This is a genomic window from Microcoleus sp. PH2017_09_SFU_O_A, from assembly GCF_020738625.1.
Taxonomy (GTDB): Bacteria; Cyanobacteriota; Cyanobacteriia; order Cyanobacteriales; family Microcoleaceae; genus Microcoleus.
In genome coordinates, this window is sequence record NZ_JAEQCF010000057.1 from 22,192 (window position 1) to 41,697 (window position 19,506).

The window sequence follows — 19,506 nt, forward strand, 5'->3', positions numbered from 1 at the left end:
TCTGTGGAACTGGCATCTTGCCAGTTTCTAGATATTTTTATAATATGTCTAATACTTTGCGGATAAAATGTTGTATTTAAGATGATAAAATCAGCTATAGCATTTATTGACAGCTTATATAACCGCTTAAACCAAGAGGGCTGAAGCCCAACAACGTACCTCACCTATCTGAGAAGGGCTATATTTTTAAAGTATATTTATAAATTTAATCAATCTAGTTGATTAAATTCATGATTTTGAGTTAATAAAGATTATTTTTGTCAAAATACGATCGCCCGCAACGACACCATAGACTGCTTGGGGCGCTCTCAAAATAAATAATCTCATGGAAATTTAAATGAATATTCCGCAAAAACCGTCGAATTGGTCGATCGCCCTTATCTTAACGATCGGCGTATTAGCAGTCTCAACCGCCTCAATCTTAATCCGGCTAGCCAACCTGAAAGCAGGCGCGGGCGGCCTCGGTTTCAGCCTCGTACTCGCCGCTTCTCGCTTGACTTTATCCGCCTTAATTCTGCTTCCAGCTTGGCCGAAAATTCAGTGGAAAACCCTACAACCCGGAGCTCGGCGCTATGCTGCGGCGGCTGGTTTGTGTCTCGCCCTGCACTTTGCTCTCTGGATTACCTCACTGTCTTATACTTCGATCGCAGCTTCCACAGCCCTCGTCACCACAAATCCCGTCTGGGTAGCGCTGTTATCCCGCTTCTGGTTTGGCGAAAAACTCAGCAAAATGTCGATCGCAGGCATTACTATAGCCCTTGCTGGCGGAATGGCGATCGCCCTCGGAAGCACAGGCGCAGCCAAGGGCGGCAACACTCAATTATTCGGCGATTTCCTTGCTCTGACAGGTTCCTGGGCTGTCAGTTTGTATCTGTTGCTAGGCCGGGAAGCTCAACGGCGGGGATTGGGAATTGGCGGTTATATCGCGATCGCCTATACTGTTGCTGCGATCGTCCTGCTACCTCTACCCCTCGCCTTCGGTACCAGTTATACCGGTTATCCAAACATCGTATATTTTTACATTTTATTAACCGCCGCCTTGCCTCAATTAGTAGGTCACACCATTTTAAACTGGGCTGTAGCGCAAATTTCCCCAACTCTGGTAACTCTTGCCATCTTGTTTGAACCCGTTGGGGCGAGTTGTTTGGGTTATTTGGTGTTCGGCGAAATGCCTGCGCCAGCCGTACTCGCAGGTGCTGCGGTACTCCTCTTCGGTGTAGCCGCCGCCACTTTCGGAACCCAAAAATCCTAGTGAATAAGTTAAAAGCAAAAAAGATAGCAAATATCTTCGCCGATCAACCGTCAACCGTCAACCGTCAACTGTCAACTGTCAACTGTCAACTGTCAACTGTCAACTATCAACTGTCAACTGCTATAAAAACCTACTTTCTGTCTGTAATTGTAAAAATTGCAATTAGACGTTGCACTTTTTGCATAAGTTTGTTACAAAATGTAACATTCGTGACAAACTGCTCAAAAAAGTCTTGATATGTTTCTTTTGGTAGATGACGCAGTAAAAAAACTGCTTGTCAAAAAAAACATATCGAGGAAAGAAAAAATGTCTAAATTAATTGTTGGTTTCACTGCTACTTTATTGGCATCTGGATTATTGGGAAGCTCTGGTCAATTAGTTCAACCACCTACTATTAACAATACAATTATTACCCAAGCCAACGAACAAACACTCATACAGCAAAATCGGGATTTGCTAGTGAAAAATGGTCAAACAGCTAAGAATATTGCTGCTAAAGTAGGCGCAGCAGCTAGCAAGGACGCAGCACCATCGGGTAGCAATCCTTTGCAAGTTAACCAACAGCTAATCTTGCAAAACAGAGCTATTTTTACCAGTATCGCTACCAAAGTAGGCGCAACTGTACCCAGCGTAGCAGGCCCAGGGAGCGGTGACTTAGCGACAGAAAACCACAAATTATTGTTGGGTAATAGACAAATTGTCCGCGCGATCGCTGAAAAATTAGGCGTTAAACTGCCCGCTCCCCCAGAACTGAGTGGCAGCATGGTGCAGAAAAATAACACGCTTCTACAAGGCAACGGCAAGGCTTTAGCTGCGATCGCAGCCAAAGTCGGTGCAACAGTCGCTAAATAGGAAAAAAGGTACCATTTTTATGGTTGTTGTGGGATGGGCCCAGAACCCATCCCACAAACTTGTGTAAATTATTTAATTATTTAATTCGCGATCCTAATGCGATCGGGACTTACGCAGTCAAACTATATATCTCGTGCCAAAAAGGGCGATCGCTTGTTCAAACTCGCAAGCGATTGTCATAGACTTCTCCAAAACAGAAACTCTCGGGCAGGCTCCATGCCTACCCTACAATAATCGTTATTGAAGATATCTATTAAATTAAAAGTTAAACTTCTCAAAAAATCACCGTTACACTGTTAAATGACATATTCCTAGAACTTACGCACCGAGAGTCAATCGATTTTAGATTTTAGATTTTAGATTTTAGATTTTAGATTTTAGATTTTAGATTTTAGATTTTAGATTTTAGATTTTAGATTTTAGATTTTAGATTAACCCCACGGATAAATTCGGGGGAATAGAGGATTTTAGATTTTCGATTTGGGATTGATTCCACGGATAAATCACGTGGCGGGTACCACATGCAGAAATTCTTGGTATTCGATCGTCAATTTGTTGTCATTAGTTAAGAGCTATTGATAATAACCAACCATCAACAACGATAGAATCGGAGTTGCGGAATTTGCTTGTTGAGAAAATTAGCACGTTAAAAAATGTGGGCAATCAGAAGCCTCTTTGGTTCGATATTTGCCACCGCCGTTATTGTGAGGCAGGATAGATATCAAGGACAAATAATCTGGTTTCCACTTGCATCGGCATCCTAACTTTCCGAGTCTAGCGCTTTTCGCTCGCACTGCGGTATTGTGTCCCGTGCAACGCCGGTTTTATATCACCTCTGGGTTAAATATTGACTCAAAAGTAAAAAATCTCAGCATTTTTAGTTTCTGCTTTCTGCTTTCTGCAATTAGGGTGCCTTTCGGAGAATAAAATTATGCTACCAGAACAACTACAGCGCATCATCGGCTACTTTCTAGAAGAAGCCACAGAACACCTTCAAATCATGGAACAAGGCTTGCAGGGCCTGCAAAACACCGTGCAAACTCCCCAAAGGATACACCAGCTCATCCGAGCCTCGCACTCAGTTAAAGGGGGAGCAGCTATGTTGGGATTTAGCAGCATTCAGCGCGTAGCCCATCGTTTGGAAGATTATTTAAAACTGCTCAGAGAATGTCCGATCGCCATTGATAGCAGGCTGCAATCGCTGTTAACCCAAGTTTTTGATATTTTAGCAGCCCTCGTCTCCAAGGTTTCTAAGGGTTTTGGGCTCAACCACGAAGACGCAAACCAGATGCTGTCCCTCGCCGAACCGATTTTTGACGAGCTCGACGCTTACCTGAGAGTGCTGATTCCTACTCGCCTGAGTGTGAGAGCAGTAACCGACGAACACATTCACCTTTTCTGCGGTTACTGCACCTTGGCTGGGGAATTTTCCTCCGCCATTACGTCGCGCGTCGGTTTGCTCGGAGGCAATATTACCCGCCAGGAGTACGAAGGCGATGGCATACGCCTTTATATTGACATTTACCTGCCACCTTACACCAGGATCGAAAACATCCGCCAAGCTGTGGAACTTTCAGGCGCTATTATCGGGACTGTTCAGACGCAGCGCGACTTCTCACTGCTGGCTATGGATTATCCGGTTTACCAAAGTGCGATCGAACCTCCGGCAATTTGCACGGGATGTCGCTACTATTATGGCAGAAGCGATGGCGGGCACCTCCTCAACTGCACGATCCATCCCCGCGGCCCGGAAGATGAAGACTGTCGCGATCGCGAACCGGAATAAGGGTTATAAAATCACGACTCAGAACTAATAGGTGGAACGAGGGAACAGATTAGTAAAAACTAATATTCTCCCAGACATCTTTCAGACGGCCAGATGCCAATTTCTTTCTGCTTCCTTATTTCCTAGATCGCTAAAATTTTATTCGTTACACCCGTTAGAAAATCCGTTACCGAACTTCCGACTTCACGCTTGACTTCTTCCTTCTTCCTTCTTCTAAAACTTCCCTAAAAGCTGATACCGCAACTCTAATTAATTGCATCATGCTCGCAGGATGTCCCACTGCCCAGATATTGATAGCCAGACAAGCGATCGCCATAGCTAACAAGATGTATGTCGGAGGCATTACTACTCCGATCGCGAACCAGGTAAAAACGTGAAAGATCATTGCTGTAGCCCAAAGGCTGGCCACAGCCACAGACGCCCAAACTTGCATTCGAGGTCGGTTTAGTCCTGTCAAAATCCCTGTCTGCAAAGTAGTCAGCAAGTTTGCCGGAACTAAAAAGGCACAGATAGCTATGCAGTGGGTATGAGAAAACTCAGTAACTGTATTGAAGTCGAGCATCAGTATAATTGTCGGGCCTGTTGGATATACTTCAAAAGCTTAACGCGACTTTACTTTCAAGTCTTGTCACCCTTACCTTAACTTAATCTTTTCGTTAGTCGGCCGGTCTGAAGACACATTTATCTCCCCTTTTTTATGATGGTAAAATATTACCACAAATATTAAAATTGTGGAAAAACATTAAAACGACTTGAAGAATGGGAACAATTGCTGCGATAATTAATATCGGGGATCGCTCGAATAGAATAGCTCAGTTCGTAAAAAAAACCAGAATGCTCGCGCCAGTCTAGCAGCAACACAACGGTAGGCTAATTTTCGACTCCATCATTTTCGATTCGCTGATTTTCGGATAATGCCTTGTTAGTGTCGGTCAAGGGATCAGGCCATTATGCGATCGAACAATATGAGATTATTGAAAAGCAAATTTGAGATCAAATCTAAAATCGATAGAACCCTCTCGAAATTTTACAGCGGAAAATAGAGACAATGGATCGACAAAGCACAATCCCAGCACTCGCAGAAGTTGACTTGACAAACTGCGACACAGAACCCATTCACATATCGGGGCACATTCAGCCTCACGGGATTCTCGTGGTTGTACGAGAACCTCAACTAGAAATACTGCAAGTCAGTGAAAATACGCAAGATTTATTGGGAGTCGATGCCAAAAGTGCGATCGGTCAAGATTTGAGCTTATTCTTCGATAGAGTTCAGTTAGAAAAACTCAATTCCTGTTTGCAGAACGAAAACTTAAAAACCGTCAATCCCATTAAACTCTCTGTCAACAAAGCAGACAAGTTTTTAGAATTTGACTGCATCCTCCACCGACAACAAGGAATTTTGATAATTGAGCTAGAATTAGCAACCACCACAGAAAATCTTTCCGTTTTTAGCTTTTATCATTCAGTCAGATCCACAGTCAGCCAAATTCAAAGCGCCAAAAATCTCAAAGAATTATGTCAGCAGACTGTGGGAGAAATCCGGAAGATTTCGGGATTTGATAGAGTTATGACCTATCAATTTGACGCAGAAGGTAACGGTGCTATAATGGCTGAAGACAAACTAGAAAACCTGAGTCCATTCCTGGGCTTAAACTACCCCAAATCAGATATTCCCAAACAAGCCAAAAAACTGTATTTGTTAAATTGGTTGAGGTTAATACCAGATATTAATTATCAACCAGTTCGCATCATTCCCGAAAAAAATTCTGTTACGAAGCAGTCCCTAGACCTCAGTCTCAGCGTGTTGAGAAGCGTGTCTCCCATTCACATAGAATACCTGCAAAATATGGGCGTTGCCGCTACTTTATCAATCTCTTTAATCAAAGATCAACAACTGTGGGGATTGATTGTTGGCCATAACTATACACCAAAATACCTCAACCATGAAGTGCGAGCCGCTTGCGAGTTTATCGGGCAAGTAATGTCCTTAGAATTGCAATCAAAAGAAGCCAACGAAGACTACGACTACAAACTACACTTAAAATCTATTCAAGCCCAGATTTTTGAAGACATATCTACCTCCGAAAACTTGTCAGAAGTGTTAGTTAAATGCCAGCATAATTTGCTGGAAGCAGTCAACGCCCAGGGAGCATCAATAGTATTTGGAGAAAATTGCTATCGAGTCGGGGAAACACCTCACGGAGAAGCGCTTAAATCCTTAACTCAGTGGGTGCAAAACAGCCTAAAAAAAGAAATTTTTTATACAGACTCGCTGACTAAATGCTATCCAGAAGCTGAGGAATTTAAAAACACGGCTAGCGGGTGTTTGGCAATAGCAATATCGCCGAGTCAGAAAATATACGTCTTGTGGTTTCGCCCGGAAGTAATTAAGACCGTAAATTGGGCAGGGAACCCCAACAAAGCAGTTCTAATAGATGAAGATGGCAGCCACAGACTGTCTCCTAGGAAATCCTTCGAGCTGTGGAAAGAAAATGTGAGGTGCAAATCTTTGCCGTGGAAGCAATGCGAAATAGACGCTGCATTGGAACTAAAAAAAGCAATAATCAATATAGTGCTGCGCCAAACCAAAAAACTCGAAAAATTAAATAGAGCACTAGAAGCCTCAATCGCCAGAGAACGCGAAAAAAGCGAGCATTTAAAAACAGCGATGTACGAGCTTCAGCGAACGCAAACTCAATTGGTGCAAAGCGAAAGAATGTCAAGTTTGGGACAGTTGGTGGCGGCGGTAGCCTATGAAGTGACTAACCCGATTAACTTCATATACGGAAATCTTAACTATGCCGACGAATACAGTCAAAAAATGATCGATTTATTGCAGCTTTACGAGCAGCACTATCCGTCGCCTTCGCCAGAAATTCAAGCAGAAATAGAAGGAGCAGAATTAGAGTTTATAGTTGAAGACTTGCCGAGGTTGCTGGGTTCAATGAAAGTAGGAGCTAACCGCATCCGCGAGATAGTTCAGTCGCTGCGAAATTTCTCTAGAATTGACGAAGCAGAGATTAAAGAAGTTGACATTCACGACGGATTGGACAGTGCTTTGCTGATTTTGAGCAACCGATTCAAACCGAAGCCCGTTAGCGTAGCAGGTACGCAGTACCATCGCCCTGCAATTCATCTCAACAAAGAATATGGCTCTCTACCGTTGGTTGAGTGTTACCCAGTTCAAATCAACCAAGTATTTATGAATGTGCTGACAAATGCACTTGATGCTTTAGAAGATGCCTTTGTCAACAAAAATTTATCGCCGCACTCTTGGCACGAAGCAGAGACAGCCAAGAGCGGACAAATTCGGATCGTGACTGAAGTTTGTCCGGGAGAAACAGCCGTAGCAGTTCGGATTAAGGACAATGCTTGGGGTATGGAAGAAACAGTTAGACAGAAAATATTTGAGCCGTTTTTTACCACAAAACCGGTAGGGAAAGGTGCGGGGATAGGTTTGGCGATTGGCAGCGAAATTGTGGTGGAACAACACGGCGGCAAATTGAGCTGTATTTCAGCCCCCGGAGAGGGAACCGAGTTGATTATTGAGATTCCCTTGAGCCAAACTCATCTCAAACCGATTTTAAACAGTTGACAGTTGACAGTTGACAGTTGACAGTTGACAGCGAAGCGATAAGAACGGAGATTTAAACTCCGTTCTTATAATAATCTGCCTTCATGCTGGGACTTCCAACCCCTGCTATTCGGTGAAGTGAAAAAAAGTGCGCTTATCGACAAAATGCACAAATCGAAAATTAGATTAAAATACAAAAGCAGCTATAGCAACCGCCACATTGGTTAGGACATTCAAGAACTCATCAATAGAGTCTAAAATCCTTGCTTTATAAACGGTTAGATTCGGATACCATAACTGTCAACTGTCAACTGTCAACTGTCAACTGCTATAAGTAGATTTGAGCCAACTCTGAGGAAGCGACTGTGACTGAAAAAAATACCGCCCAATGGGATGCCGGCAGATTTGTCAAAACCTTGGCTTATTTCGGCGTGATTCCCTTCATTGGCAGCATTAGCTGGCTGCAACAACTGTTCGGAAGCAGCAGCAACAATAAAAAAGATAAACCCAAACTCGTACTGGTAGCCGGTGCGACAGGTGGCGTCGGGAAGCGAGTTGTCAAGCGGCTGCAACAGCGGGGATATCAAGTCCGCTGTCTCGTCAGAGATACCAAAAGAGCAACCGAAATTCTTGGCAAAAATGTCGAATTAGTCGAGGGAGATATCACTATCGCTGAGACGCTAACACCGCGCGTCACTGAGGGCGTAGATGCAGTTATCTGCTGCACGGGTACCAAAGTTCAACCTGTAGAAGGAGACACGCCAACCAGGGAAAAATACTATCAAGGCATCAAGTTTTATATGCCGGAAGTTGTGGATGTTCCCGAAATTGTCGAATACAAAGGCCTGAATAATTTAGTGCAAGCTGTTCGCAGTCAGCTCATTAAATCAGGCGAAAAAGTCATTTTTGATTTCACAAAACCTACCCAAGATTTAAAGGAAACTTGGGGCGCTCTCGATGATGTTGTGATGGGCGGGACTAGCGAAAGTTCGATCGTACTTACAGACAGTACAGCTATATTCACGGGCAATGTTTCCACTGCCAACTCAGGTGGCTTTGCTTCTGTCCGCACCCGCAACTTCGATCCTCCGGTCAATCTCGCAGGATTCAGCGGCCTCCTGCTCCGGGTCAAAGGGGATGGTAAGCGCTACAAGTTGATCGTGCGTAGCGAGGCTAAATGGGATGGTATCGGCTATTGCTATTCGTTCGATACTGTGTACAATACCTGGATTACGATCGTAGTTCCCTTCGATAAGTTAATTCCAGTATTCCGCGCGAAGACTGTGAAAGATGGCGCGAAATTCGATCCCAGCAGCATTTATTCTTTTCAGTTAATGCTGAGCAAGTTTGAATATGACGGCGCGCTGAATCCGAAATTTACACCGGGTGTTTTTCAACTGGAATTAGAATCTATTAAAGCTGATGGCGGCCAGACTTTGCCGCGATTTGTGATGGTGAGTTCGGCGGGAGTTACTCGCCCGGGCCGCCCAGGACTTATCTTGGAAGATGAACCGCCGGCTGTCAGAATGAATGATATGTTGGGGGGAATTTTGACTTGGAAGTTGAAAGGAGAGGATTGCGTGCGATCGAGCGGCATACCTTATACTGTTGTCAGACCTTGTGCTTTGACTGAGGAACCGGGCGGCAAAGCTTTGATCTTCGAGCAAGGAGATAATATTCGGGGTAAAGTTAGTCGGGAAGATATTGCGGAATTGTGCGTGCAAGCTTTGGAACAACCGCAGGCTTGTAAGGTGACTTTTGAGGTAAAAGAGGGGGAAAATCCTGGTTCTCCGAGAGATTGGGAGGGTTTGTTTTCTGGGCTTAAATAGGTATTGTTTGTAGGGTGCAATGCGAATCGAAGACGGCGAATCGAAGACGGCGAATCGAAGACGGCGAATCGAAGACGGCGAATCGAAGACGGCGAATCGAAGACGGCGAATCGAAGACGGAAAACCCGCCTCCGCGGGTTGAAGAAAAAGATCGGACGGCGAATGGAATTATGTTGTTTTCTTCAGTCGGCGTCCGGCTGACATCGTTTGTATAGACGCGGTTTCAACCGCCGTCTTATTATTAACCAAGACTAATTACCAATTATTATGCCTTTGAATTTTTTCCGCCGCTATTCAACGCCTTATTTGTTTTTGTTTCCGGCTTTGTTTGTTTTGACTTTGACTGTTTTGTGGCCTGCTTTACAAGCTTTTTATTTGAGTTTTACGAGTTACGAATATGATTTAACTCAAATGCCGCAGTGGGTGGGTTTGAAGAATTTTGAGCGGTTGTGGCGCGATCGCACTTTTTGGCAAACTTTGACCAATACGCTGCTGTATCTCATCTGTGTTGTGCCTGTATTGGTTGTTATACCGTTGGGAATGGCAATTTTGTGCAATCAAAAGCTGCGGGGGATGAACTGGTTCCGCGCAGCATATTACACGCCGGCGGTGATTTCGATGGTTGTCGCGGGGATTGCTTGGAAGTGGCTGTTTGCTGAGACGGGATTGCTGAATCAGTTCGGAGAATTGTTGGGTTTACCTCCGGTTTCTTGGCTGGCCAATCCGAAGGTGGCAATTTTTAGCGTGATGGCAGTTACTGTCTGGAAAGGCTTAGGTTATTACATGGTGATTTATTTAGCTGGGCTGCAATCTATTCCGGCAGAACTTTATGAAGCCGCTGCGATTGATGGTTCGGAAGGTTTGCGGAAACACTGGGATATTACTGTGCCGCTGATGAAGCCTTATTTGGTTTTGGTGGCGGTGATTTCGGCGATTTCTGCTACTAAGGTTTTTGAAGAAGTTTATATTATGACTCAGGGCGGCCCTCGCAATAGTTCTAAGACTGTTGTTTATTATCTTTACGAACGGGCTTTTAAGGATTTGGAAATTGGTTATGCTTGTACGATCGCCCTAGTTTTGTTTTTGCTGATTTTGGGTTTGTCGGTTTTGCAAGTTAGCCTTCAGGGTTTGACTCGCAATGATTAGTTGACAGTTGACAGTTGACAGTTGACAGTTGACAGTTGACTTGACAGAGGAAAGAGAGAAGAAGATAAGAAGGCTGTTAAAACCCTTGGCGCGGCAAATGTTATATTAAACACAATTTAATCAGTAAGAATACGTATTAATCAGTAAGAATACGTAAGTGCGATCGACTTAAAGATTAAGCCAAATAGCCAATGCCAAAGCTGCGATCTTTGCACTAATGTTGATTATGCCTCGGAATCTGTTTCACCCAACCTGTGCCATCACCCCTCTAACACGGGCGATCGACTTCCGCCCACAGCACAACTCGGGTAAATTTGCAGTCAACCCTTTAAATTCAAATTGATTAAACTATGATTTTACTAACAGGCTATCAAATCACGGAACAAATTTATTCTGGTATCAATACTGCGATCTATCGGGGAATCTGGGAACAAGAAAACCTACCCGTCATAGTCAAAACCCTGAAAAGCGAGTATCCAACTCTCGAAGAGATTACTCGCTTGAGACACGAATATAAAATCCGAAAAAATCTAAGAAATATAGAAACTATTGTTAATTCATACCGCCTAGAAACGCATCAAAATAGTGTAGCACTCACATTAGAAGACTTTGGTGGCTTGGCTTTGTCAAAACTTCTAACTACTCAAAAAATTAAATTAAAACATTTTCTCGAAATAGCCGTGCAGCTAGCTCAAAGTTTGGGTGAAATTCATCAAAATCAAATAATTCACAAAGATATTAAACCGCACAATATCATTATCCATCCCGAAACCTATCAGGTCAAAATTACTGACTTCAGCATCTCCTCGCGCTTGGTTAGAGAAAACGCAAGTCCCAGCTATCCCAATTTGCTCGAAGGTACGTTAGCTTATATTTCGCCGGAACAAACTGGTAGAATGAATCGGGCGATCGACTATCGCAGCGATTTTTACTCGTTAGGTGTCACTTTTTACGAGATGCTGACTGGTGAATTGCCGTTTAGTGCGATCGACCCTTTAGAATTAGTTCACTGTCACATCGCTAGAATCGCACCCGCGCCCCACAGTTTGAAGCCGGAAATTCCCGAAGCAATCTCTGCGATCGTGATGAAGTTGTTGGAGAAGACGGCGGAAGATAGGTATCAAAGTGCCGACGGGCTGAGGTTTGATCTCGAAACTTGTCTGGCGCAACTGCAAGCTGGTGGCAATATATCTGATTTTACTGCCGGAAATGCCGATCGGGCCGGTCAACTCCTCATCCCCCAAAAACTATACGGTAGAGAAGCCGAAGTCGCCGCTTTACTCAGTGCTTTTGAGCGAATTAGCGGTGTAGAACCCCCCCAACCCCCCCTTGCTAAGGGGGGGCTTTCGGAGCTTTCCCAAAGCACCGGAGAACCCCCCCAACCCCCCCTTGTTAAGGGAGGGCTTATTGAAAGTTCTTCATCCTCCTTAACAAGCAAAACAGGGGGAGTCGAATTAATCCTCGTTTCCGGTTACTCCGGCATCGGCAAATCCTGCTTAGTCAATGAAGTTCAAAAACCAATTGTCCGACAGCGCGGATATTTTATTGGTGGCAAATTTGACCAATTCAAACGCAATATTCCCTACGCTTCCGTGATTCAAGCATTCCAGTCATTAATTCGGCAGTTGCTAACAGAAAGCACAGCATCTATCCAGACTTGGAAACAAAAATTGCTAGCGGCTTTGGGAACCAGCGGGCAAGTTGTCACAGACGTGATTCCCGAAGTCGAACTAATTATCGGGAAACAGCCAGAAGTCCCGGAATTGGGGCCGACAGAATCGCAAAACCGATTTAATCGGGTGTTTAAACAATTCATTAGCGTGTTTACTGCAAAAGAACACCCGCTAGTAGTTTTTCTCGACGATTTGCAGTGGGCAGATTCGGCATCGCTGAAATTAATTGAACTGCTGGTGACAGACTCAGATAGCAAATATTTGCTAATAATTGGAGCTTATCGAGACAACGAAGTCAGCGCCACTCATCCGCTGATTGCCACAATCGAAAATATTCAAAAGACTGCGGTAATAACTCCCGAAATAGTCAGCAATATTGTTCTCGCTCCCTTAGAATTTAGTCATGTAGAACAATTAATCTCAGAAACTTTAAAAAGCAATATATCCGAAAATATAAAACTTTTAGCAGAGCTACTTTTCAACAAAACCCAAGGCAATCCCTTCTTTCTAACTCAGTTACTCAGAACTCTTTATCAAGAAAATCTGTTAGTTTACGATTTTCCATCCAGTACGTGGCAGTGGGATCTCGGACACATCCAAGCTATTGGGATTACTGACTGCAATGTCGTAGAGTTAATCGCTCGAAATATTCGGAAGTTGCCTGTCTCGGCGCAGTCAGCATTAAAATTAGCTGCCTGTATTGGCAACCAGTTTAAGTTAGAAGTTCTCTCAATTGTCAGCGAAAAATCTCAGAAAGAAACAGCATTAAACCTCTGGGATGCTCTTCAGGCTGGTCTAGTTTTGCCACTGAGCAACGATTACAAAATTCCGCTGGTTTTTGAAGGTTTAGAAACGGGGCTGGCTGGGCTGCAAGATGTGAAGGTTGACTACAAGTTTTTGCACGACAAAGTGCAGCAAGCAGCTTATTCTTTGATTCCCGATGGCGAAAAACAAGCAACGCACGTCAAAATCGGTCAACTGCTGCTCAACAATACTCCCCCCTCTGAGATTGAAGAAAATGTCTTTGATATTGTCAATCAATTGAATTTTGGTGTTGAATTTATTGCAGACAAAGCCGCAAAAAATGAACTGGCAAAACTGAATCTGATTGCCGGAAAAAAAGCTAAGGCATCCAATGCTTACGAAGCCACTATCAGATATTTGAATGTCGGTTTGGCGCTGATTAATTCCCCTCAGTCCCCCGTAAGTATAGGATCGAGTTGGCAGACTGATTATGATTTGACGCTGAATCTTCACGTTGAAGCAGCGGAGGCGGAATATCTGAATACTAACTTTGGGCGATCGCAAGAATTAGCAGACATCGTGTTACAACAAGCGACAAACCTGCTCGACAAAGTTAAGGTTTACGAACTGCAAATCCAGTCTTATTTGTCTCAAAACCAGATGGTTGAAGCCATCGATACTGGTTTAAAAGCTTTGGAAATCTTGGGATTTACCTTGTCGGAAATTCCCCCACAGGGTTTGACTGCAATTAAGTTACCTCAGCTTGATGAACTAGAAAATGTTCCGGTAATGACTGATAGCTATCAGTTGGCGGCAATGCGGATACTTTCGGCTGTTGTTTCTCCTGTTTTTGTGGCAAAACCAGAACTATTGCCGCAGGTTATCTTTACAATGGTCGATTTTTCGATTAAACGGGGTCATTCAGCACTTGGGGCGATCGCCTATATTTGGTATGGCTTGCTGCTGGCTGGTGCCTTAGGAGAGATCGACGCTGGATATCATTCTGGACACCTAGCTTTGAAGCTGTTAGAGCAATTCAATGCTAAACAATTTAAATGCAAAGTTTACCACCTGTTTAACACTTTTGTGCGCCACTGGAAAGAACACGCTAAAGAGACGATTGCCCCCTTGATCGAGAGCGTTCAAAGCGGTCTGGAAACTGGAGACTTAGAATTTAGTAGTTATGCTGCTTTAAACAGTTGTTCTTGCCCTTTTTTGATTGGAGAACAACTAGAAAATGTCGAACACAAACAAGTGCAATACTTCACTTTAGTACAAAATCTCAAGCAAGAACTTTCGATGGAATTGCTGGGTATCTGGGGGCAAATCATTTTAAACTTGCGAGGAATATCCGCAAACAAATCTCAATTAATAGGTGAAAAGTTTAATGAAGCAGAAATTTTGCCTCGGCTGCAACAGGCTAACAATTATATGTCTCTTTTTAATGTTTATCTCGCTAAATTGCTGTTAAATTACTTATTTAAACAGCCCGACAAAGCAGTTGCTGACGCATCTTTGGCAGCCGAATATGCACAAGCAGCAATTGGCTTCATGATGATTGGTACGCACAATTTTTATTATTCGCTGGCACTCCTCGCTGTATATCCAACTGCTGACAGCGCAGAACAAGCAAAACACTTGATGCAGGTAGTAGCGAATCAAGAAAAAATGCGAAAATGGGCGCACCACGCACCAATGAATTATCAGCATAAATATGAGTTAGTTGAGGCTGAGAAAGCGCGGGTGTTGGGGGACAAAGATAAAGCAATAGATTATTACGATCGCGCAATCCAACATTCCCGCGAACAGGGATACATTCAGGAAGAGGCTTTGGCGAATGAATTAGCTGCTGAGTTTTACCTGTTTGTGGGGCGCCAGAAGGTGGCTAAGGTTTACATGACGGATGCTTACTACGGTTACATCCGTTGGGGTGCGAATGCTAAAGTTGCAGATTTGGAGGAACGCTATCCGCAGTTGATTGTACGGATGCCGGAAAGTGATAGTCTCACAATTAGCGATCGCCCGACTGTGACTGTAACTTCTGCAACCGTTACCGGTACTCACAAAGCTTTGGATTTCGCTACCGTCATGAAAGCATCTCTGGCTATCTCCGGCGAAATTGTCCTCGATGCTTTGCTGGACAAATTGATGCGGATTTTGTTGGAAAATGCGGGGGCCCAAACTGGGTTTTTGATTGCACCCAAAAATGGTGAATTTGTCATTGAAGCTGCGGGAGAGGTTGGCGGCGATGTGCGGGTGCTCTCGGGCGCGGGCTTGGATTGTGCGTATCCGCGATCGCTAATCAATTTTGTCGATCGCACTCAGCAAGATGTCGTGTTGAATGACGCCAGCAGCGACGCTATTTTCCACAATGACCCCTACATCGTCGATCGCCAGCCAAAATCGGTGTTATGCGCGGCGATCGTCTATCAAGGCAAATTAACCGCGATCCTGTATTTGGAAAACAATTTGACAACCGGCGCTTTTACAGGCGATCGCTTGGAAGTATTGAAGCTGCTTTCGTCCCAAGCTGCGATCGCCCTCGAAAATGCCCGTCTTTACACAAACTTAGAAACTGCCAACAAACAACTCGCAGAATACAACTTTACCCTAGAAGCAAAAGTAAAAGAACGCACCCAAGAATTACACCAAAAAAACTCGCTACTTTCCCAAGAAATTAAAGAACGCCAAAAAGCCGAAGCCGCCGCCCGAGATGCCAGCCACGCCAAAAGCGAATTTTTAGCTAACATGAGCCACGAATTGCGAACACCCCTCAACGGCATTTTAGGTTACACCCAAATCTTTAAGCGCGACAAACATTTGACCTCGCAACAACAGAATGGAATTGGCGTTATTCACCGCTGTGGCGAACACTTGCTCGCTTTGATAGAGGATATTTTAGACCTTTCTAAAATCGAGGCAAGGAGAATGGAACTCGTGGCCACAGACTTTGATTTTCCCGATTTCATTCAAGGCATTAATGCTATTTGTAGCATTCGGGCAAGTCAAAAAAACATAGCTTTTAATTGCGAATATCTTTCGTATCTCCCCAGTGCAATCTCGGCAGATGAAAAGAAGTTGCGCCAAATATTGATTAATTTAATTGGTAATGCTGTTAAGTTTACTGAAAGGGGTGGGGTAACATTTAAGGTTTCAGTAGTGGATTGTGTAAGCGATGAAAATAGGACTGAAGTCCTCACTACGAACCTTGATGGAACCCGGACTGAAGTCCTTACTACGAACCTGAGGATTCGGTTTCAGGTTGAAGATACAGGAATTGGGATCGCTGCTGATGAATTGCCAAAGATATTTACACCTTTTGAACAGGTGGGCAATACCCGCCGCCATACCGAAGGAACCGGATTGGGATTAGCAATCAGCCGGGAATTAGTCGAGATTATGGGCAGCGAATTACAAGTAGAAAGCACTTTAGGCAGAGGTAGCATTTTCTGGTTTGAGTTAGATTTGCTAGCAGTTGACAGCCCAGAAATAAATAAAAAGTATTCCCAAAAATTTATCAAAGGTTTCAATGGTACTAACAAAAAACTTCTGGTGGTTGACGATCAGTGGGAAAATCGCTCGGTTTTAATTCACCTGCTCGAACCGTTGGGTTTTGAAATAATTGAGGCTACAGACGGTCAAGATTGTTTGAATAAAGCCCTGGAATTTCAACCGGATTGTATCTTGATTGATTTGGTAATGCCGGTGATGGACGGATTTGAAGCGATGCGGCAAATTCGCAAGTTGCCGCTCTTTAAAAATGTGGTCACGATCGGCACTTCTGCTAGTATTATGGCAGTGGAAAAGCAGGGAAGTTTAGCAGCAGGATGCAATGCTTTTCTCCCCAAGCCGATCCGGGCTGAGGAACTTTTAAATTGCTTGCAAGTTCATTTAGAGTTAGAATGGATTTATGAGAATTTGGAAGACGAAAATTATGAATCTGAAGATTCCGACAACCAATCTAAAATTCCAGATGAAAAAATTATCCCTCCTCCGGCAGAGGAAATAGCTGTACTTTTTGAATTAGCAATGATGGGTGACTTAGGAGGAATTCAAAAACAAGCAGAAAAATTGGCCAAAATTAATGCAAAATATGTCTCTTTTGCCAGCCATCTGAATCAATTAGCTAAAAATTTTGAAGAAGCAAAGATTTTAGAATTCGTAGAACAATATAGGAAGCATTGAAAACATGAGCATCTTACCTTGGCAAGAGAGCGTTATCTTGATCGTCGATGATAACCAAAATAATTTGGCAGTGCTGTTTGATTTTTTGACGGAATCGGGGTTTAAAGTGTTGGTGGCAAGGACGGGAGAGAGCGCTATCAAAAAAGCTGAATACTCGCTGCCAGATTTGATATTGCTGGACGTATTAATGCCGGGAATTGATGGGTTTGAAACTTGCCGGCTTTTGAAGGCTGGCGATTTGACAAAGGAGATTCCGGTGATTTTCATGACAGCGCTGGATGAGACGGAAGATAAGGTAAAAGGATTTAATTTGGGAGCTGTTGATTACGTTACTAAGCCGATTCAAAATCAAGAAGTCTTAGCTCGGGCTAAAGCGCATTTGAGCATCCGCAAGCTGACTCAAAAACTTCAGGAGCAAAATGCCCAGATGCAGCGTGAAATTGTCGATCGCAAACAAGCTCAAATTAACCTGGAACAACTGGCTGCCGAGTTGGAAAAACGGGTAGAGTCGCGCACTGTGGAACTTTGTCAAACCAACGAGCGGCTACAGGAAGAGGTGAACCAGAGACAGCAAACACAGGAGAATTTACAGCAGTCCCTGCACAAGCTCCAGCACGCCCAGTCGTTGTTAATTCAGAGCGAAAAAATGTCTGCTTTGGGGCAAATGGTGGCGGGAATTGCTCACGAAATTAACAATCCGGTAAATTTTATCTGCGGCAATCTCAATTACGTTCGCGATTATACTGAAGATTTGCTCAAGGTACTCAATCTTTACCAGCAGCACTATCCCGAACCCGCAGCGGAAATAACATCAACAGCAGAAGCGGTAGAGATTGAATTCATCAAGGATGATTTGCTGAAAATGCTAGACTCGATGCGGCTAGGTGGCGATCGCATTCGGGATATAATTCTGTCTCTACGGTATTTTTCGCGACAAGAAGGGCGAGAAATGGAGCTGATTGATATTCATCAAGGTATTGACAGCACGCTGATGATTTTGCAAAATCGGCTGAAATTTAAGGCGAACCGTCCCGCGATTCAGGTGATTAAGGAGTACGATACCGATTTGAAAAATGTAGAGTGCTGCGGCGGGGAGATCAATCAGGTATTTATGAATATTTTAGCTAATGCCATCGATGCGATAGAAGAATCATGCGCTGAAAAAACTATGGAAGAAATTAAAATAAATCCCTACCAGATTCGGATTTGTACGAAAGTCCACAACCCGAACACGGCAATTATTAAAATTGCTGACAGCGGGCCGGGAATCAGTGAGGATTTGTGCGATCGTATTTTTGACCCATTTTTTACAACAAAGCCTGTGGGAAAAGGTACGGGAATCGGCCTGTCAATTAGCTGGCACATTGTCACAGAAAAGCACGGTGGCAGTTTGCGCTGTTGTTCGACACCAGGCCAAGGAACCGAATTTGCGATCGAGCTTCCAATTCGACAAAAAGTGCGAGAAATGGCGACCTCCGGTTCCAAAATAGTAGACCGCTAATCATTGCCCTTGGGGCGCCCCAGAAGCCATAAAAAAAGCAGGTTTGTGAGCGAAAAAATCCGTCTAAGACTGTAAAAAATCAACGTATAAATCCGGCATTTAATGAGATACTCCCAAAAACAAAAAGCATCGCCCATTTGAAAGGGCGATGCTGTTTCTCAAATGGGTAATTCTATTCAGGAAAATCAGGGATTATCCATTTGGGAGGTTCCGTCCGTTTCCTTCTCACCGCTTCCTCTGCCATTTCTAGCATTTTGTCGAGAGAAGTATTTTCAATAAAGCTTGAAGTTGCTTCTGCGTATTCCCGCTTCGGACACTTGTCGCCCAAAACGCAGCCGTTGACGCAAGCTACAGCACAATCGACAGTGTTCTCCACCATAACTTTTTTCCTTTCACGGTTCCAACAACTAGCAGGCAGATGCTCTGGGTGAATTTGTCAAGAGACTGCCCTCTATGTTCATTTTACTTTACAAACTGGCATCAAATGTCGATCGCCAGCGCAAAACTGTTATAAAATCAAAGCAACCTACCAAATTTGCCGATTATGAGCAATTTTCTGCGCCGCTTAAAACTTTTCCCCTGGCGAGAAATGCTGCAAATTGCCGCCCTCGTCAACTCCATCGTGATTGGACTGGAACTATTTTTAGCCTGGGGTTTCACGCAATCGCGGGTAATCCGCAACATTCTGACACTTCTCTACGGCTCCTCCCTCGGAATATTGATACCTTTTGTTACAGCCGTGGGAATGGGAGCTTTAGCAGTGTACTTTTTGGAGTATTGGCAGCAGCAATTTTTGCTCAACCGGACTAATTTGTGGGTTTTAGTTTTGTGCGTAATCTTGGGTTTGGTATTAAAGTCATTCCTGCCCATACCTGCTTTTTTAGCAAGTTTATCGGAAGCTGCACTAATAGGAATTACCGTGGGAGTTTTTTGGAAGGGTCGGCCTTATTGGTAATAGTCA

The 19,506-nt window shown here is 43.9% G+C and carries 11 protein-coding genes; 9 read left to right on the top strand and 2 right to left on the bottom strand.

Annotation, left to right across the window (positions count from 1 at the left end; genetic code table 11):
• Nucleotides 1-337: 337 nt before the first annotated feature.
• From JGK16_RS21035 to JGK16_RS21045, 3 genes are all read left to right on the top strand, one after another.
• Nucleotides 338-1,252: a DMT family transporter gene (locus JGK16_RS21035; RefSeq protein ID WP_293178336.1), complete on the top strand. Its 915-nt coding sequence runs from the start codon at nucleotides 338-340 to the stop codon at nucleotides 1,250-1,252.
• Between the two features lie 306 nt (nucleotides 1,253-1,558).
• Entirely contained in the window at nucleotides 1,559-2,104 is a 546-nt protein-coding gene (locus JGK16_RS21040; RefSeq protein ID WP_293178333.1) for a hypothetical protein, read from the top strand.
• A gap of 931 nt (nucleotides 2,105-3,035) precedes the next feature.
• Nucleotides 3,036-3,890 carry an Hpt domain-containing protein gene (locus JGK16_RS21045; protein ID WP_293178330.1) on the top strand — a complete coding sequence of 285 codons (855 nt, stop codon included), beginning with the start codon at nucleotides 3,036-3,038 and terminating at the stop codon, nucleotides 3,888-3,890.
• Nucleotides 3,891-4,056: 166 nt separating this feature from the next.
• On the opposite strand, the gene JGK16_RS21050 is transcribed toward JGK16_RS21045, so the two are convergent.
• The gene (locus JGK16_RS21050) at nucleotides 4,057-4,452 is read right to left on the bottom strand and encodes a hypothetical protein (RefSeq protein ID WP_293178327.1); all 396 of its coding nucleotides are present in this window, start codon (nucleotides 4,450-4,452) and stop codon (nucleotides 4,057-4,059) included.
• A 486-nt stretch (nucleotides 4,453-4,938) separates the two neighbouring features.
• Between JGK16_RS21050 and JGK16_RS21055 the strand changes: the two genes are divergently transcribed.
• The 5 genes from JGK16_RS21055 (at nucleotide 4,939) to JGK16_RS21075 (ending at nucleotide 18,545) form a co-directional block, all read left to right on the top strand.
• The gene (locus tag JGK16_RS21055) at nucleotides 4,939-7,488 is read left to right on the top strand and encodes an ATP-binding protein (protein WP_293178324.1); all 2,550 of its coding nucleotides are present in this window, start codon (nucleotides 4,939-4,941) and stop codon (nucleotides 7,486-7,488) included.
• Nucleotides 7,489-7,832: 344 nt separating this feature from the next.
• Nucleotides 7,833-9,296 carry a CIA30 family protein gene (locus JGK16_RS21060; RefSeq protein WP_293178321.1) on the top strand — a complete coding sequence of 488 codons (1,464 nt, stop codon included), beginning with the start codon at nucleotides 7,833-7,835 and terminating at the stop codon, nucleotides 9,294-9,296.
• A gap of 267 nt (nucleotides 9,297-9,563) precedes the next feature.
• Nucleotides 9,564-10,442: a sugar ABC transporter permease gene (locus JGK16_RS21065; protein ID WP_293178318.1), complete on the top strand. Its 879-nt coding sequence runs from the start codon at nucleotides 9,564-9,566 to the stop codon at nucleotides 10,440-10,442.
• Between the two features lie 350 nt (nucleotides 10,443-10,792).
• Nucleotides 10,793-17,044, top strand: coding sequence for a hybrid sensor histidine kinase/response regulator (locus JGK16_RS21070; protein WP_293203390.1), 6,252 nt, complete (start codon nucleotides 10,793-10,795; stop codon nucleotides 17,042-17,044).
• Between the two features lie 4 nt (nucleotides 17,045-17,048).
• Nucleotides 17,049-18,545, top strand: a complete 1,497-nt coding sequence (locus JGK16_RS21075; protein ID WP_293192360.1) for a response regulator — start codon at nucleotides 17,049-17,051, stop codon at nucleotides 18,543-18,545.
• 172 nt (nucleotides 18,546-18,717) lie between these two features.
• On the opposite strand, the gene JGK16_RS21080 is transcribed toward JGK16_RS21075, so the two are convergent.
• On the bottom strand, nucleotides 18,718-18,924 hold the full coding sequence (locus JGK16_RS21080) for a hypothetical protein (protein ID WP_293192357.1): 207 nt from the start codon (nucleotides 18,922-18,924) through the stop codon (nucleotides 18,718-18,720).
• Nucleotides 18,925-19,089: 165 nt separating this feature from the next.
• Here JGK16_RS21080 and JGK16_RS21085 point away from each other — a divergent pair, with 165 nt between their 5' ends.
• Nucleotides 19,090-19,500 carry a peptide chain release factor 1 gene (locus JGK16_RS21085; RefSeq protein ID WP_293178309.1) on the top strand — a complete coding sequence of 137 codons (411 nt, stop codon included), beginning with the start codon at nucleotides 19,090-19,092 and terminating at the stop codon, nucleotides 19,498-19,500.
• The last annotated feature ends 6 nt before the right edge of the window (nucleotides 19,501-19,506 follow it).

Excerpts from the sequence above, each read along its gene's own strand:
- JGK16_RS21035 (WP_293178336.1), top strand. The coding sequence starts at position 338 with ATGAATATTCCGCAAAAACCGTCGAATTGGTCGATCGCCCTTATCTTA.
- JGK16_RS21040 (WP_293178333.1), top strand. The coding sequence starts at position 1,559 with ATGTCTAAATTAATTGTTGGTTTCACTGCTACTTTATTGGCATCTGGA.
- JGK16_RS21045 (WP_293178330.1), top strand. The coding sequence starts at position 3,036 with ATGCTACCAGAACAACTACAGCGCATCATCGGCTACTTTCTAGAAGAA.
- JGK16_RS21050 (WP_293178327.1), bottom strand. The coding sequence starts at position 4,452 with ATGCTCGACTTCAATACAGTTACTGAGTTTTCTCATACCCACTGCATA.
- JGK16_RS21055 (WP_293178324.1), top strand. The coding sequence starts at position 4,939 with ATGGATCGACAAAGCACAATCCCAGCACTCGCAGAAGTTGACTTGACA.
- JGK16_RS21065 (WP_293178318.1), top strand. The coding sequence starts at position 9,564 with ATGCCTTTGAATTTTTTCCGCCGCTATTCAACGCCTTATTTGTTTTTG.
- JGK16_RS21070 (WP_293203390.1), top strand. The coding sequence starts at position 10,793 with ATGATTTTACTAACAGGCTATCAAATCACGGAACAAATTTATTCTGGT.
- JGK16_RS21075 (WP_293192360.1), top strand. The coding sequence starts at position 17,049 with ATGAGCATCTTACCTTGGCAAGAGAGCGTTATCTTGATCGTCGATGAT.
- JGK16_RS21080 (WP_293192357.1), bottom strand. The coding sequence starts at position 18,924 with ATGGTGGAGAACACTGTCGATTGTGCTGTAGCTTGCGTCAACGGCTGC.
- JGK16_RS21085 (WP_293178309.1), top strand. The coding sequence starts at position 19,090 with ATGAGCAATTTTCTGCGCCGCTTAAAACTTTTCCCCTGGCGAGAAATG.